The organism is Variovorax glacialis (assembly GCF_051216375.1).
Classification (GTDB): domain Bacteria; phylum Pseudomonadota; class Gammaproteobacteria; order Burkholderiales; family Burkholderiaceae_C; genus Variovorax.
Map to the genome: position 1 here is coordinate 330,206 of NZ_JBPJZT010000008.1, position 16,122 is coordinate 346,327.

General features: G+C 66.1%; 14 protein-coding genes. 9 read left to right on the forward strand and 5 right to left on the reverse strand.

Annotation, left to right across the window (positions count from 1 at the left end; all coding sequences use genetic code 11):
- Positions 1-5 precede the first annotated feature (5 nt).
- Positions 6-554, reverse strand: a complete 549-nt coding sequence (locus ACSFBL_RS22590) for a 4-hydroxylaminobenzoate lyase (RefSeq protein ID WP_435518058.1) — start codon at positions 552-554, stop codon at positions 6-8.
- A gap of 13 nt (positions 555-567) precedes the next feature.
- A complete protein-coding gene (locus ACSFBL_RS22595; protein WP_435518059.1) occupies positions 568-1,560 on the reverse strand; it encodes a tripartite tricarboxylate transporter substrate-binding protein in 993 nt (330 codons plus the stop codon).
- A gap of 235 nt (positions 1,561-1,795) precedes the next feature.
- Between ACSFBL_RS22595 and ACSFBL_RS22600 the strand changes: the two genes are divergently transcribed.
- From ACSFBL_RS22600 to ACSFBL_RS22620, 5 genes are all read left to right on the forward strand, one after another.
- Positions 1,796-2,827, forward strand: coding sequence for an amino acid ABC transporter substrate-binding protein (locus ACSFBL_RS22600; protein ID WP_435518060.1), 1,032 nt, complete (start codon positions 1,796-1,798; stop codon positions 2,825-2,827).
- Between the two features lie 63 nt (positions 2,828-2,890).
- Positions 2,891-3,883, forward strand: a complete 993-nt coding sequence (locus ACSFBL_RS22605; RefSeq protein WP_435518061.1) for an ABC transporter permease subunit — start codon at positions 2,891-2,893, stop codon at positions 3,881-3,883.
- The gene (locus ACSFBL_RS22610; RefSeq protein ID WP_435518062.1) at positions 3,873-4,982 is read left to right on the forward strand and encodes an amino acid ABC transporter permease; all 1,110 of its coding nucleotides are present in this window, start codon (positions 3,873-3,875) and stop codon (positions 4,980-4,982) included. Before ACSFBL_RS22605 ends, ACSFBL_RS22610 begins: the two co-directional genes overlap by 11 nt.
- A gap of 16 nt (positions 4,983-4,998) precedes the next feature.
- Complete coding sequence (locus ACSFBL_RS22615) at positions 4,999-5,775, forward strand: amino acid ABC transporter ATP-binding protein (RefSeq protein WP_435518063.1); 777 nt, start codon at positions 4,999-5,001, stop codon at positions 5,773-5,775.
- A gap of 49 nt (positions 5,776-5,824) precedes the next feature.
- Positions 5,825-6,805: an amidohydrolase family protein gene (locus ACSFBL_RS22620; RefSeq protein WP_435518064.1), complete on the forward strand. Its 981-nt coding sequence runs from the start codon at positions 5,825-5,827 to the stop codon at positions 6,803-6,805.
- Positions 6,806-7,225: 420 nt separating this feature from the next.
- Here ACSFBL_RS22620 and ACSFBL_RS22625 read toward each other — a convergent pair whose 3' ends face one another.
- Positions 7,226-9,463: an NADP-dependent isocitrate dehydrogenase gene (locus ACSFBL_RS22625; RefSeq protein ID WP_435518065.1), complete on the reverse strand. Its 2,238-nt coding sequence runs from the start codon at positions 9,461-9,463 to the stop codon at positions 7,226-7,228.
- Between the two features lie 80 nt (positions 9,464-9,543).
- The gene (locus ACSFBL_RS22630; RefSeq protein ID WP_435518066.1) at positions 9,544-10,632 is read right to left on the reverse strand and encodes an RNA methyltransferase; all 1,089 of its coding nucleotides are present in this window, start codon (positions 10,630-10,632) and stop codon (positions 9,544-9,546) included.
- Positions 10,633-10,782: 150 nt separating this feature from the next.
- Here ACSFBL_RS22630 and ACSFBL_RS22635 point away from each other — a divergent pair, with 150 nt between their 5' ends.
- From ACSFBL_RS22635 to ACSFBL_RS22645, 3 genes are all read left to right on the forward strand, one after another.
- On the forward strand, positions 10,783-11,337 hold the full coding sequence (locus tag ACSFBL_RS22635) for a hypothetical protein (protein ID WP_435518067.1): 555 nt from the start codon (positions 10,783-10,785) through the stop codon (positions 11,335-11,337).
- A gap of 163 nt (positions 11,338-11,500) precedes the next feature.
- Positions 11,501-12,982 (forward strand): arylsulfatase, encoded by a 1,482-nt coding sequence (locus tag ACSFBL_RS22640; protein WP_435518068.1) that lies wholly within the window; start codon positions 11,501-11,503, stop codon positions 12,980-12,982.
- Positions 12,983-12,987: 5 nt separating this feature from the next.
- Positions 12,988-14,223 (forward strand): class I SAM-dependent methyltransferase, encoded by a 1,236-nt coding sequence (locus tag ACSFBL_RS22645; protein WP_435518069.1) that lies wholly within the window; start codon positions 12,988-12,990, stop codon positions 14,221-14,223.
- A gap of 91 nt (positions 14,224-14,314) precedes the next feature.
- On the opposite strand, the gene ACSFBL_RS22650 is transcribed toward ACSFBL_RS22645, so the two are convergent.
- Positions 14,315-15,085, reverse strand: a complete 771-nt coding sequence (locus tag ACSFBL_RS22650) for a GntR family transcriptional regulator (RefSeq protein WP_435518070.1) — start codon at positions 15,083-15,085, stop codon at positions 14,315-14,317.
- A gap of 255 nt (positions 15,086-15,340) precedes the next feature.
- Here ACSFBL_RS22650 and ACSFBL_RS22655 point away from each other — a divergent pair, with 255 nt between their 5' ends.
- Entirely contained in the window at positions 15,341-16,054 is a 714-nt protein-coding gene (locus ACSFBL_RS22655) for a hypothetical protein (protein ID WP_435518071.1), read from the forward strand.
- Positions 16,055-16,122 lie beyond the last annotated feature (68 nt).

Consider the following 16,122-nt stretch of genomic DNA (forward strand, 5'->3'; position numbering starts at 1 on the left):
TCTCCTCAATCCTGCGGCGCAGGGTGATAGGCAATGCGACCCGCCGGAAGGAAGAACAGCGCAATGACCGCGCCTCCCTTCGCCTCCGGATAGTGATGGCTTCCGGGCGCCGGCGCGGTCCATCCGGCTTCGCACCAGCCGTTGGGTCCGTTGAGCGCGGCACCGGGATTCAGCGGCACGACCATGTTGAGCTCCCCATAGGGATGCGCGTGGTATTGCCCCCGGTAGGTGTCGCCGGGGTTGCCCTGGGTGTTGCCGGTACTGTCCATGTAGACCGCCGTGATGCTGAAGTATCGCGTGCGCTCCGAAGGGTCCGCAATGCGGCTGCGGCGATAGATGGGGCCGTCGAGCGCGACGTTCGCGGCCCAACCGTCCTGCACGCCTTGCCGCACCAGCCGCGCGAGCGTCTGGTAAAGCTCGCTGTCGGGCCCGTATTTCTGGTTCAGCCAGCGTTCGGTCTCAGTGCCCGCCGTCATGTCCTGCACCTCTTCGAGGAAGGAGATGCTCCGCTCGAACAGCGCTGCGCGGTCTGCGTTCAATTCGTCTTCGATCATGTTCGTCTCCTCGTCATTCTTCCGAGCGGAAGCCGGAGGCCCGAACCACCGGCCCCCACGATTCCCGCTCGCGTTGAATCAATGCTGCGTACTCGCGTGGCGCCAGGGTCCCCGTCTCGAGGCCGACCTGCTCGAAGGCCGCGATCAACGCCGGGTCCTTGCTTGCGGCCACGATGGATTCGTGGAGCGCCTGCACGGTCGCTTCGGGCGTTCCGGGCGGCGCGAAGACGCCGTAGGTCTCGACGCCCCGGATCTTGCCGAAGCCCTGCTCGGCGAAGGTGGGCACGCCGGGCATGAAGCGGGACCGCTTCTCGCTCGTGACGCCGAGGATCCGGATCCTTCCCTGCTGCATGTACGGAAGGAAGTCCGCCACGAAACCCAGGTAGGCCGGGATCTGCGCGCCGACGAGATCCTGCATCGCCGGCGCGGAACCGCGATAGCCGATGTGCTGCAGCTTTAGGCCCGCCGCTTCCGACAGCTGATAGCCGAGGAAGTGCGCCAGCGAGCCGGCCGCCGGCGATGCATAGGTGGCGCCGCCGGGCGAGCGGCGCACCCACGCCACGTAGTCGTCCAGATTCTTGACCGAAGCGGGCACCGCGCTGCTCACTGCAAGCGCGCAGGTCGCCGTCACGACCGGCGAGACGGGAACGAAATCGTTCACCGGGTCGTACATCAGGCGCGCGTAGACGTGCGGATAGATGGTCATCGCCGAGGTCTGCGTGCACAGCAGCGTGCTCGCGTCGGGACGCTCGCGCTTGAGCTGGCTGCTCGCAACGCGGCCGGCGGCGCCGACGCGGTTGTCGACGATGTAGGTGCGCCCTTGCTTGCGCCAGGCTTCGGTCAGCTGGCGCGCGGTCGTGTCGAGCGTGCCGCCGGCCGGGTAGCCGACCAGCAGCTTGCCGGTGGCCCCGCCGCCCTGCGCCAGCGCGGGCGGCAGCGCGCTCGCGAACGGGATCGTCATCGCCAGACGCGTGAACGTGCGGCGGGAGAGTCGTGAGGAGTCCATGCTTGCCTTTGCTTCGTTGACGCCAGTGGCGTGGGGGTGCATCGAATGATGGGCATGCATCGAGTTGAATGGAACTGACATCTTTGCAAGAACAAAATGCACGCGATTCAAGTCAGGAAGCCACGTGACGAACCGACAGGCGCGGCAGGCCGGACAGGGTTTCTGTGGGTCTCCGTCGCGCACCGCCGGTGATACGCTGCACCGCGATTCCAACCAACCAGAAGCCAGAGACAACATGCGCACCCCACGGACCCTGTCGACCGCACGCCAAACCTTGCTCGCACTCGCCGCCGTCGCGGCATTCACCGGCGCCGCCAGGGCCGACGTGCTCGATGACGTCAAGGCGCATGGGGTGCTGAAGTGCGGCGTCACGCTGGCCGCACCCGGCTTCTCGGCCGAGGACAACGCTGGCAAGCGCGAAGGCTTCGATGTCGACCTGTGCAAGGCCATCGCCGCCGCGACGCTCGGCGACGAGACCAAGATCCAGCTGGTGCCGATGGACCTCAAGACCGCCTTTGCCGGTTTGCCCACGGGCGCGGTCGACGTGCTGACCCACCGATTCACGTGGACGCAGAGCCGCGACGTGAGCGGCCTCAAGTTCCCCAAGGTGATGTTCTTCGACGGCCAGGGCTTCGCCGTCACGACCAAGTCGAAGGCCGGCAAGATCGCCGACCTGAATAACGCCACCATCTGCACCGCGCAGGGCAGCACGTCGGAGCTCATCGTGGCGGACTACTTTCGTGCGCACAATCTCAAGTACAAGATCGTGACCTTCGCCTCGCAGGAGCAGGCCTGGGATGCCTTCGTCGGCAAGCGCTGCGACGCGGCCATCAACGACCGCTCGGGGCTGGCCGCGCGCCTGGCCAAGCTGCCGAACCGCGATGAATTCAAGGTGCTGGCCGAGACGGTTTCCAACGAACCCATCGGCCCGATCGTGGCGCAGGGACAGCCGCGCTGGGAGGCTGTCGTGCGCTTCACGATGAACGCACTCGTCGCGGCCGAGGAACTCGGCATCACGCAGGCCAACGTCGACGAGCAGCTGAAGTCGCAAAGCCCCGACGTGCAGCGACTGCTGGGTACGACGGGTGACTTCGGCGTCAAGCTGGGCCTCAACGCCGACTGGGCCTACAAGGCCGTCAAGGCCGTGGGCAACTACGGCGATGTCTGGGACCGCAATGTCGGCCCGAAGACCGCCCTGCGCCTGGACCGCGGCCGCAATGCGCTCGTGGCCAATGGCGGCCTGATGATGGCGATTCCGGTCCGCTGATCGAAGGGGTCGTGGGCGCCCCGCGCGCCCGGTACGCGCATGTCGCCCCCTCGCCGCTCGAAGATGTCCCGCGCCGTTTTCCTGGAACGGCTGCCGGGCTACGTCGTCCAGGCCCTGCTCCTGGCCGTGATCGGCTGGCTGGCGTGGCGCGGCATCTCCAACTTCCTGGCCAATGCGCACACGCTCGGTGTGTCGATCGGCTACGGCTTCCTGCGGACCGAAGCGGGTTTCGAGATCGCCCAGGCGCTGGTCCCGTTCGGCCCGGCATCGACCTATGGCGACGCCATCGTCGTCGCCACGCTCAACACGCTGCTGGTCGTGGCGCTGGCGATCGTCTTCAGCACGCTCATCGCACTCCTCATTGCGTTCGGCCGGCTCAGCACGCATCCGCTGATCCGCGGCGCATCGACCGTGTACGTGGAGGTGTTCCGCAACATCCCGATGCTGCTCCAGATCTTCTTCTGGTACTTCTCCGCGATCGCCCTGCTGCCGGACGTGGGCGACAGCCTGCACCTCGGCCCTGCACTGCTGAACAACCGCGGGCTCTTCCTGCCGCACCTGACGGCGGCCGCAACGGGTGGCCTCGGGTGGGACATGCCGGTCGTCGAAGGCTTCAACGTCAGCGGCGGTTTCGCGCTGCTGCCCGAACTCATCGCGCTGACGCTCGGCCTGTCGATCTACAACAGCACCTTCCTCGCCGAGATCTTTCGCGCGGGCATCCTGTCGGTGCCGCGCGGCCAGTCGGAGGCCGCGGCGACCGTGGGCCTGAGCGGCGTGCGCGCAGCCCTGCTGGTCGTCCTGCCGCAAGCCCTGCGCGTTGCGTTGCCGCCGGCGGCCGGGCAGTACCAGACGCTCGCCAAGGCTTCGTCGCTGGCCGCGGCCATCGGCTACCCCGACGTCATGCAGATCGTCGGCGGCACGGTGCTGAGCCAGACCGGCCAGGCGCTCGAGGCCATGGCGCTGGTCGTGCTGCTGTATGCGGCCATCAATCTCGCGATCGCAGGGGTGGTGAACCTGGTCAATCGCCGCCTGATGAAGCGCCGCCATGGCCACTGAGACCCGCCGCTACCTGCGCGAGGCGCTGGTCGATGCACGGGCAGCGCCTGTGGCGACGACCCGTGCGCTCACGCGCTGGCGGCGCGTCTGGTTTCCCGGTCCGGCGACGGGCCTGATCTCGTTGCTGTTGCTGGCCGCATTCATGCTGGCGGGTTGGCGCTTCCTCGACTGGGCGATGGTGAACGCGCAATGGACCGGCGCGTCCAGCGACGCCTGTCCCGACAGTCGTGGCGCCTGCTGGGCCTTCGTGACCGCGCGATGGAAGCCCTGGCTGGTCGGCGACTATCCGTCGGACCAGCTGTGGCGCCCCTGGAGCTGCTTCATCGCGTTCGCGTTGTTCTGGACCTGGGTGGTTCGCCGCGCGCATGGCGCGAGCCTGCAGCGCGTGCTGATGGGCTTCGTGTGGATGCCCGTGCTGTTCTTCCTGCTGTTGCTGGGCGGCGGCATCCTGCCCTTCGTGCCACCGACGCGTTGGGGCGGCCTGCTGCTCACGCTGGTCGCCACGCTGGCCACTTTTGCGACCGCCCTGCCCCTGGGCCTTGCGCTCGCCCTCGGCCGCCGCTCGCGGCTGCCGGTGCTTCGCTGGCTCTGTGCCGCGTTCGTCGAATCCATGCGCTCGGTGCCGCTGCTGGTCGTGCTGTTCATCGCGGCCACCTTGCTGCCGATGTTCCTGCCCAGGGGCGCCAACGTCGATCTCTTCTCGCGCGCGCTCGCCGCCTTCGCGCTGTTCAACGCGGCGATGGCGGCGGAAGTGTTCCGCGGCGGATTGCAGTCCATCGGCCGGGGCCAGTTCGAGGCCGCAACGACGGTGGGCCTGAGCGACTTCATGGCCCTGCGCCTGATCGTGCTGCCGCAGGCCGTGACCGCCGTCGTGCCGGCGCTGGTCAACGTCATGATCGCCGTGATCAAGGAGACGACGCTGCTCTCGGTGATCGGTGTCAACGACCTGCTCGGCGCGGTGGAGACCGGTGCCAAGTCCCCTGGGTGGGTGGGCGACGCCAACATCCTGACCTCGGGCCACGTCTTCCTGGCGCTGGTCTACCTTGCCATCTGCTGGGGCCTCTCGCGCTACAGCCGCCGGCTCGAAGCTACGCGCTGACCCCATTGAATCCCCGATGACGAACACGCCTCCCAATGAAGCGAATGCCACCGCGGTGGTGCGGATGACCGCCATCAACAAATGGTACGGGGACTACCACGCACTGCGCGATATCGACCTCCAGGTGACCCCGGGCGAACGCATCGTGGTCTGCGGCCCCTCGGGTTCGGGCAAGTCGACGCTGGTGCGCACGGTCAATCTGCTGGAGCCCTTCCAGCAGGGACACCTGCATGTCTGCGGCGTGGAAGTCGGCGCCGACGAGATCACGCGCGCCGCACGGCTCGCCGTGAATCGGCGCGTGGGCATGGTGTTCCAGCAGTTCAACCTGTTTCCGCACATGACCGCGCTCCAGAACCTGACCGTCGGACCGGTGTGGGGCATGGGCGTGGGCCGCAAGGAAGCGCACGAGCGCGCCATGCACTACCTGGAACGCGTCGGTCTGCGCGACCATGCGCACAAACATCCGGCACAGCTCTCCGGCGGCCAGCAGCAGCGCGTCGCCATCGCGCGCACCCTGTGCACCCGGCCGCAGGTGGTGCTGTTCGACGAGCCCACCGCTTCGCTCGACCCCGAGATGGTGAACGAGGTGCTTCAGACCATGGAAGGCCTGGCCGGCGAAGGCATGACGATGATGATCGTCACGCACGAGATGGGCTTCGCGCGCCGCGTCGCCGACCGCGTGATCTTCATGGACCAGGGCCAGGTCATCGAGACCGCACCGCCCGACGACTTCTTCGACCGCCCGCAAAGCGCTCGCCTGCGAACTTTCCTGGGGCAGCTCCTCACGCATTGAGGGGGCCTGCGCCTTTCATCACGTACACACACAACGGAGACAACAGACCATGACCGTCATCGACGTCCACACCCACATGTTCACCACGCGCTGGCTCGAACTTCTCAAAAAGGAAGGCGGGATCTACAACATCAAGACGCGGCCGGACGGCCAGCAGGAGATCTTTCGGGGCGACACGCCGGTCGTCATTCCGCAGCGCGGCCACTTCGACTACGACCTGCGCGTGAAGCACATGGACGCCGCAGGCATCGACGTGTCGGTGGTCTCGCTCACCTGCCCCAACGTGTACTGGGGCAACGAGGACATCAGCTGCCGCGCGGCCCAGGAGTCGAACGACACGATGGCCGAGGCGCAGACCACCTACCCCGATCGCATCCGCTGGTTCACGTCCCTGCCCTGGGAGTATCCGCAGCGCGCCATCGAGGAGCTGGCGCGGACCTGCAACAACGGCGCGGTCGGCGTGATGGTGCTGGCCAACATCGCCGGCCGCAGCCTGACCGACCCGCTCTTCGCGCCGATCTGGGCCGAGATCGACAAGCGCGGCCTGCCGGTGCTGGTGCACCCGACCGACCCGCCGGGCGTGGACTCGATGGACATGACCAAGTTCGACCTGAGCTGGTCGGTCGGCTTCATGTTCGACACCACGCTGGCCATCACGCGCATGATTTTCGAGGGCTTCTTCGACCAATACCCCAACCTGAAGATCATCGCGTCGCACGGCGGCGGCACCCTGCCCTATCTGGTGGGCCGCTTCGAGAAGGGCGACGAAGTCGAGATCCCGAGCCGGCGCAAGATGAAGCGCAAGCCGACCGACTACCTGCGCCACATCTACTACGACAGCATCACCTACAACCTGGGCGCGCTGCAATACCTGATCTCGGTGGTGGGCGCGGACCACGTGATGTTCGGAACCGACTGGCCGCACCAGGTGCATGACACGAAGGGCGCGTTCGCAAACACCGCGAGGCTGCCCGCGGAGCAGACCGCGGCGGTGCGATCGGGCAACGCGCAGCGGATCTTCAGGCTCTAGCTGTTGGGTCTCATCAGGTTCTCCACGCCACGCGTGGACAGACCTGTGGACAACGCCATGAAGAACCGCGGGGAATGGCTCCAGGCTTGGCTCCCGACGCGATGCCTGCCAAACAGGCATCCGTCGACGGCCGCTCAGGTGTTCCGCCCTACTGGGGCTTCGGCTTCGACGCGGGCGCTGGCGTAGCGGTCCCGCCCGAACGGGTCCGCTGGCAGATCATGCGACCCGTCTGCCGGTCCCAGTGACAGGCCCTGCTCGGCTTCGTCGCCGTGGTCGCCGGCTCCGCCGGCGTTGCGGGCTCTGCCGCGGAGGCAAGGCCAGCTAAGGCGACGGCGCCGAGAAGGAGGAGTTGCTTGAGGTGTTTCACGTCGGCAGCTTAACGCAGCCCGGGCCGGATGCGACCCGAGGCTGCTTCGGCCCTCAGGCCACCGCGGCGGCCAGCGCCGCGTTCAGGGTCGCGCTGGGACGCATCACCGCATCGGTCTTGGCAGCGTCCGGCAGGTAGTAGCCACCGATGTCGGCCGGCTTGCCTTGCACTGCGGCCAGCTCGTCCACGATCTTCTTCTCGTTGGCAGCCAGCGCCTCCGCGAGCGGCTTGAAGTGGGCGGCCAGTTCCTTGTCCTCGGTCTGCTCGGCCAGGGCCTGCGCCCAGTAAAGGGCCAGGTAGAAGTGGCTGCCGCGGTTGTCGAGCTGGCCGGTCTTGGGCGAAGGGCCCTTGTTGTTGTCCAGCAGCTTGCCCGTGGCGCTGTCGAGCGTCCTGGCCAGCACCTTGGCCTTGGCGTTGTTGGTCTTGATGCCTAGGTCTTCCAGGCTCACGGCCAGCGCAAGGAACTCGCCCAGCGAATCCCAGCGGAGGTGGTTCTCCTCGACCAGTTGCTGCACGTGCTTGGGCGCCGAGCCGCCCGCGCCCGTCTCGTACATGCCGCCGCCGGCCATCAGGGGCACGATGGACAGCATCTTGGCCGAGGTGCCGAGTTCCATGATCGGGAACAGGTCCGTCAGGTAGTCGCGCAGGATGTTGCCGGTGGCGCTGATGGTGTCCTGCCCGCGGATCACGCGCTCCAGCGTGTAGCGCATGGCGCGCACCTGGCTCATGATCTGGATGTCCAGCCCGGTAGTGTCGTGCTCGTGCAGGTACATCTTGACCTTGGTGATGAGCTGCGCCTCGTGCGGACGGTAGGCGTCCAGCCAGAACACGACCGGCATGCCGGAGTTGCGCGCACGCGTGACGGCGAGCTTCACCCAGTCGCGGATGGCAGCGTCCTTGACCTGGCACATGCGCCAGATGTCGCCTGCCTCGACGTTCTGGCTGAGCAGCACCTCGCCCGTATCGAGATCGGTGATGTTGGCCACGCCGTCCTCGGTGATCTCGAAGGTCTTGTCGTGCGAGCCGTATTCCTCGGCCTGCTGCGCCATGAGGCCGACGTTCGGCACGGTGCCCATGGTCTTGGGATCGAAGGCGCCGTGCCACTTGCAGAAGTTGATCATCTCCTGGTAGATGCGGGCGAAGGTGCTCTCGGGCATGACGGCCTTGACGTCCTTTAGCCGGCCATCGGCGCCGTACATCTTGCCGCCGTTGCGGATCATCGCGGGCATCGAGGCGTCCACGATCACGTCGTTGGGCGAATGGAAGTTCGTGATGCCCTTGGCGGAATCGACCATGGCCAGCTCGGGGCGGTTTTCATGGCAGGCATGCAGGTCGCGCCGGATCTCGTCCTGCGTGCTCTGGGGCAGCGTGGCGATCTTGTTGTAGAGGTCGACCATGCCGTTGTTGACGTTCACGCCCAGTTCCTCGAACAGCTTGGCGTGCTTCTCGAAGGCCTCGCGGTAGAAGATGCGGACGCAATGGCCGAACACGATGGGGTGCGACACCTTCATCATCGTGGCCTTGACGTGCAGCGAGAACATCACGCCGGTGTCGTAGGCGTCCTGGATCTGGCGTTCGTAGAAATCGACCAGTTCCTTCTTGCTCATGAACATGGAGTCGACCACCTCGCGCTCGAGCAGGGCGACCTTTGGCTTCAGCACGATGGCCTTGCCGCTCTTGGTGATCAGCTCCATCTTCACGTTGCGCGCGCGGTCGAGCGTCATCGACTTCTCGCCGTGATAGAAGTCGCCGTGGTGCATGTGCGAGACGTGCGAACGCGATGCCTGGCTCCACTCGGCCATGCTGTGGGGGTGCTTGCGGGCGAATTCCTTCACCGCCTTGGGTGCGCGGCGGTCGGAGTTGCCTTCGCGCAGGACCGGGTTCACAGCGCTGCCGATGCACTTGTTGAAGCGCGCCAGAAGGTCTTTCTCTTCGTCGGTCTTCGCGCTCTCGGGGTAGTCGGGAATCTTGTAGCCCTTGTCCTGCAGTTCCTTGATGGCGGCCTTCAACTGGGCCACCGAGGCACTGATGTTGGGCAGCTTGACGATGTTGGCCAGGGGCCGCAGCGTCAGCTTGCCGAGCTCCGCCAGGTTGTCGGAGACGCGCTGCGCCTCGGTCAGCGCCTCCGGGAACTGCCCGAGGATGCGCGCGGCCACGGAGATGTCGCTGGTCGCGACGTCGATGCCCGCCGGTGCGGCGAAGGCCTTGACGATAGGCAGCAGCGAGGCGGTCGCCAGGCGGGGCGCCTCGTCGGTGAGGGTGTAGATGATCTGGGAGTTTGCGGCGGTCATGGCGGCCCTAGGGTGAATTGAACAACAACGCAGTCACCCCGCCGGAATTTCAGGCGAGATTGCGAACTGACCAAACTTTATCAAGTTAAGGCCGGGGTCTCGGCCGTACCGGTATTTTCAGCTCCGAACGGGGCCGGGCGCGGCATTTCAACCCTCCGGAGCGGCATCTGTACCTCTGCTGCACGCGCCCTCAACTGGCCGCACCCGCCGTCGACGTCCTGGCCGGCCGAATAGCGCAGCTTGGTGAGGACACCACGCTGGTGCAGCGTTCGCGCCATCTGCTTGCAGCGCTCCCACGACGGGCGGCCGAAAGACACGCCATCCACCGCGTTGAACGGAATCAGGTTCAGGACGCCGTACCTGCCGGAAAGCAGGCGGACGATGCCTTCCATCTCGTCTTCCCCGTCATTGACGCCTTCCAGCAGGGTCCACTGGTATTGGATCGGGTAACCCGTTGCCCGGGCATAGCCCTCGCCTGCGGTGACCAGTTCCTCAGGCGTCATGTTCGGCGCCCGCGGGAGGAGTTTCCGGCGCAGGTCCGCCTTGGTGGTATGCAATGACAGCGCCAGCGCGGGCCGGACGCGTTCCCGCTGCAGTCGCTCGAAGGCCCGAGGGTCGCCGACAGTGGAGAACACCAGGTTCTTGTGGCCGATATTTCCTGCAGTGCCGAGCAGGTCGATGGCTTCCACGACGTTGTCCAGGTTGTGGGCCGGTTCGCCCATGCCCATGAAAACGACCTTGCGCACCGGCCGTCGCTGCCGCGCAAGGGCAACCTGGGCAACGATCTCGGCGCTCCCCAGTTGGCGCAGCAGTCCGTCCCGGCCGGTCATGCAGAACTGGCAGCCGACGGCACACCCGACCTGCGACGATACGCAGAGACCGTCCCTGGGCAGCAGCACGCTTTCGACGGTCTGCCCGTCCGCCAGGGCGACGAGGAGCCGCTCGGACCCATCGGCGCCCGGGTGAACGGCGTGGATGCGCGCCAACCCCGCCAGGTCGGCTTCGATCGACGGCAGGGCCTCCAGCAGCGACGACGGAAAAAAAGTCCCGGGTAGCCGCCTGCCGCTGTCCCGGGGCAGCGCGTGGGACCACAGCCGAAGGACCCGGTGCTCGTGGAGGGGGCCCGCACCGGCTTCCCGGAGGCGCTGTCTTAGGTCGTGGATTCGCATGCTCGGACTATCGCGAAGGGAAAAGCATAATGAGGCGGCACGGGATTTCTGGAACTTCGTCGAACTTGCGGAAGGGGCCAAGGGTACTACTGCGAAACGTCGGGCTTGCACGCCACAGCGTCATTCCGACCTTGCCGCGCCCCGACCTCCATGGAATCCCAAGTCATTCATATCGCCGGCCCGGGGGGCGCGCCCTATGAACTGGGCCAGCCCATGCTGATGTTCGCGGGGCGATTGTTCCTCGGCCGGGTGGATCCCGTGCGCGTGAGCAATCGCGGCACCGAGGTCTACTTCGGAAGCTTCGCACCGACTTCCGTGGCGCGGGACGAGCCGCGAAACATCGGTGCCCTGCTGTTCTACGAAGCCTGCGCTCATGTCACCCGCTTCCATCCGCAGGTGCAACTCATCCGCTTCGCGTCCTCGCGACCCATGCCCGCCGTCGGGGATCCCGCCTTCCAGGCCGCCGCGCGCGTCGCGACTCTCGAACGCATCGGCGCCGCGAACATCGTCGTCGCGCCGACGCAGTCCGGGCTCATCACCGTCTCCGGAACCTGGGCCTACAACGAGCGCAACCTGCAGGCGCTCGACGTTGCGCTGGAAGAGCACCGCGCCGTCTTCCGGGCGGTCGCGATCGGGCGGAGCAAGGACTGGCCCCTATGGCTTCGGCGGCTGCGGCGCGTCTTGATGCGGCCCCATCGCACCTAGGCGATCACTGAATCTCCACGTACGTGGCTGTGCGTGCGTGCCCGGATGGCGCGCGGCATCGCCCGGGGGAAGAATCGTGCGCGGACACGGGGGACGCGGAACGGCAAGCAAGGCCCGACGACCTTGCCATGCATCTCAACTTTCTCAACCGAAAGGTATCGACATGGCGACGAAGAAACCCAACATCCTGATTCTCTGGGGCGACGACATCGGCTTCTGGAACCTCAGCCGTTTCAGCCTCGGAATGATGGGCTATCAAACGCCCAACATCGACCGTATCGCGACCGAGGGCGTGACCTTCACCGACTACTACGCGCAACAGAGCTGCACTGCGGGACGCGCCTGCTTCATCACGGGCCAGAACCCGATCCGCACCGGCCTCACGAAGGTCGGCATGCCCGGCGCGACCGTCGGACTGCAGAAGGAGGACCCGACCATCGCCGAACTTCTCAAGCCGCTGGGCTATGCCACCGGCCAGTTCGGAAAGAATCACCTGGGCGACCGCGACGAATTCCTGCCGACCATGCACGGCTTCGACGAGTTCTTCGGCAACCTCTACCACCTGAACGCGGAGGAAGAGCCCGAACTTCCGGACTACCCGAAGGATCCGGCATTCAGGAAACAGTTTGGTCCGCGCGGCGTGCTGCACTGCATTGCCGACGGCAAGGGCGGCCAGACGATCAAGGACACCGGTCCGCTGACCAAGAAGCGCATGGAGACCATCGACGAGGAGATCACCGACTCGGCCATGGCGTGGATGGAGAAGCAGGCGAAGGCCGACCAGCCCTTCTTCCTCTGGTACAACTCGACGGCCATGCACTTCCGCACCCACGTCGCGGAAAAGAACCTTGGAAAGAGCGGGCAGGACCCCTACAGCGACCGCATGGTCGTCCACGACGAGCAGATCGGCCAGATGCTCGCCAAGCTCGACGAACTGGGCATTGCCGACAACACCATCGTCATGTACTCCACCGACAACGGACCGGAGAACGACACCTGGCCGGACGGCGCCAACACGCCGTTCCGTGGCCAGAAGGACTCCAACTGGGAAGGCGGGTGGCGCGTGCCCTGCTTCATGCGATGGCCGGGCAAGATCAAGGCCGGCTCGGTGCTCAACGGCATCGTCTCGCACATCGACATGTTCCCGACACTGCTGGCGGCCGCCGGCAATGAAAACGTCACCAAGGAACTGCTCGACGGCTGCAAGGTGGGCAACATGACGTACAACGTCCATCTCGACGGCTTCAACCAGTTGCCCTACCTGACCGGCAAGACGAAGGAGAGCGCGAGAAACGTCATCGTGTACTTCAGCGACGACGGCGAGGTGATCGCGGTGCGCGTGGGCGACTACAAGTTCCATCTGGCGGAGCAGCGCTCCAACACGATGAGACAGTGGGCGGAGCCTTTCGTGAAGCTGCGCCTGCCCTACATCATGAACTTGCGGCGCGACCCGTTCGAACGCGCCCAGGTGAACTCGAACACTTACCTCGACTGGATGGTGGACCACGTCCCGCAGATGTACCAGATGCAGGCGGTGATCGCGGGGCAGATCGCCGACTTCGCCAAGTTCCCGCCACGCCAGAAGCCGGCATCGTTCAACCTGGACGCGGTACTGGCGCAGGTGTCGGGTCACGGCAACGCCTGAGCGCAATGGGTGATCCGAAGGCGGCGGAGGCGGTCAGCGCTTTCTACGAGCGCCACCCCTACCCGCCGCCGGTCGACGACCTGGAGCGCTACCGGCCATCGGCGGGCGATGACCGGCGGCGCAGCGAGAGCCTGCTGTTCTGGCCGGATGAGCCCTTTCGCGATGACCGGACGATCCTCGTCGCCGGCTGCGGCACCTCCCAGGCCGCCAAGCATGCAATTCGCTGGCCGCGCGCGAAGGTGGTCGGCATCGATGTCAGCGCGACGAGCATCGAGAAGACAGGAGCGCTCAAGCGCAAGTACGGCCTTGACAACCTGGAGCTCCGCCAGCTTCCGGTGGAGCGCGCCGCCGAACTGGGCAGCGCGTTCGAGCATGTGGTCTGCACCGGCGTACTGCACCATCTGCCCGACCCCGACGCAGGCCTGTGGGCGCTTCGCGAAGTGCTGGCGCCGCGCGGTGCGATGCACCTCATGGTCTACGCGCCCTACGGCCGCGCGGGCGTCTATCTGCTCCAGGACTACTGCCGCCGGCTCGGCATCGGCACGACGGCGGAAGAGATCAAGGCGCTCGCGGCGAGTCTCCGCGCGCTGCCGCCGGACCATCCGCTGATGCCGCTGCTGCGCAGTGCGCCCGACTTCAAGAGCGAGGCGGGAATCGCCGACTCGCTGCTGCATCCCCAGGACCGGGCCTACTCCGTTCCGCAGTTGTTCGACTTCCTGCGAGCGGGCGGCTTGCGTTTCGGCCGGTGGCTGGGACAGGCGGCCTACCTGCCCGAGTGCGGCAGCCTGGCATCCTCGCCGCACCAGCCATTGCTGTCCCGGCTGCCCAGGGAAGACCAGTACGCCGCCGTCGAACTCTTTCGGGGGTCGATGATCCGGCACAGCGTGGTGGCGTACCGCGACGACCTGCCGGACCCTGCCCCTGTCAGCTTCCAGGGCGATGCATGGCTGGACTACGTGCCCCTGCGCCTGAATGAAACGGTCATGGTGCAGGAGCGCCTGCAGCCGGGTGCTGCCGCAGTCCTCATCAACAGGCACCACGCCTTCACCGACCTGTACCTGCCGATCAACACGCAGCAGAAGCGCCTCGTCGAAGCCATCGATGGCCGGCGCTCCATCGGGGAGATCGCGCCGGATCCCGCGCTGCGCCGCATCGCGCGGGTGCTGTTCGAAGGGCTCTGGTGGTATGACCAGGTCGTGTTTGACCGATCAGGCCACCCTGCGCCCGTGTCATCCGCGTAGACAAGACGCGAATCCGCTTTCGCCGGGTGCAAAGACAAACGGCACCCGAGGGTGCCGCCTGCTGCCTACAGTTGAACGCATGCCGTGGTGCTCAGGCGGCGTCCAGCACCGATGCCATCTGGGTGACGCAATCCTCGACGTGCGTGACCAGCGTCTGTTGCGCGCGCTGCCAGTCCCGGGCGAGCGCGCTTTCGAGCAAGACATGATGCTCGTCGGCCGCCTCCCGGCCACGGAAGATCGCGGCAATCATCTGGTAGCGCAAATACTTGTCGCAGATCGACGCGTAGGTCTGCAGCAGCAAGTCGGAGCCGCATGCGGAGATCAGCGCGACGTGAAACCCCCAGTCGTACTGGCGCCAGGTTTCCGGGGGCGAAGGATCGTTGACCGCCATCTTTTTTTCCATCGTGGCGAGCTTGTGGTAGGCCGCGACCACGCGGCCTTCCCATTCCAGGTCACCGCGCTGAAACGACTCCCTGAGGCCGTGGCTTTCCAGCAGCAGCCGCATCGATGCCACTTCGCGAAGGTTGGCCGAGGAGACTGCGCTGACCTGGAAGCCGCGCGACCCTTCCGCCACTAACAAGCCTTCCGTGGCCAGCCGGCTGAAGAGCTCGCGCAGCGTGCTGACGCTGGCGCCGTACGCCTCCTTCATCCGTTCCAGCGGCAAACGGCGCCCGGGCTCCAGCCGGCCGAGCACGATGTCCGAGCGGATGCGGCGATAGGCAACCTCGCTGATGGTGGCGCTGTCTGGCGAATCGAGGGAAATGTCGGTTAACACGGGTGTCTCCTGAACGGATCGTAGTTCAGCACGGTGCTGGGTGGTTCGACTCGCACCATCAGAGAATACCCTGATCATCATATGCATTGCCAATACTCAGATAATTGATAGGATCCCCATGCCGCGTCGCCGCGGTCCATCGCAGTCGAGCGCGACTGCAATTGGCTCTGGTATTTGCAACGGAGACTTCATGGGTTCGATCTTTTCGCGTCGCGCGACGCTCGCCGCCGGCGACTCGGCTCTGGCGCTGGGCGCCTTGCCCGGGGCATTCGCCTCATCCCGCCCCGGCTTGATCGGCCGCGACGCAGCCCCTCGTCTCGATGCAAGGTCTGGAGAGTGCCCATGTCGGTCATAGGCAAGGCTGCCTTGGCGATGTGGTGGGATATGGCGGACTCGCACCGGTCGGAGTTCGAGCATTGGCACACGCACGAGCACTTTCCAGAGCGGCTCGGTATTCCGGGATTCCGTCGCGCAACGCGCTGGACGAGCGCCGAAGGCAAGGAGGGAATCTTCGTGATGTACGAATTGGATGACTACGAGGTGCTCTCATCGCCGGCGTACCTGGCACGGCTGAATGCGCCGACGCCATGGTCCGCGCGACTGATGCCGCACCATCGCAACATGGTTCGGAGCCAATGCCGCGTGCTGGAGAGTTGCGGCATCAACCCCGCACGGAATGCCCTGACGATCCGCCTGTCGCCCGCATCCGGCCGGGACCAGGAACTGCGCGCCGCGATTCGCCGCATGTCCAGGCACGTGCCATTCGAACCCGGCCTCGCCGGGCTTCATCTCCTGTGTCACGAGACGCCATCGGTTCCCGCCACCGAGGAACAGAAGATTCGTGGAAATGCCGACCGGACGGCCGACTGGGTCCTGGTTGTTTGCGGCTACGAGCCAGATGCCTTGAGTGCGCTGTCGGCGCGCGAGCTCAGCAGCGAGTCGCTCGTCGATATGGGCGCGGCCCCCGGCGCAGAGCGGGGTTTCTATCAGTTGTCGTGCTCGGCGACGCCGTTCGACAGCGCCGACGCCCCGGCAATTACCGCGCCCGCGCGCTGAACCCGGTCGACATCGGATGTTGTCGACGACACACGCGATTCATCTTGCGCGACGAAACGCGCGCGGGC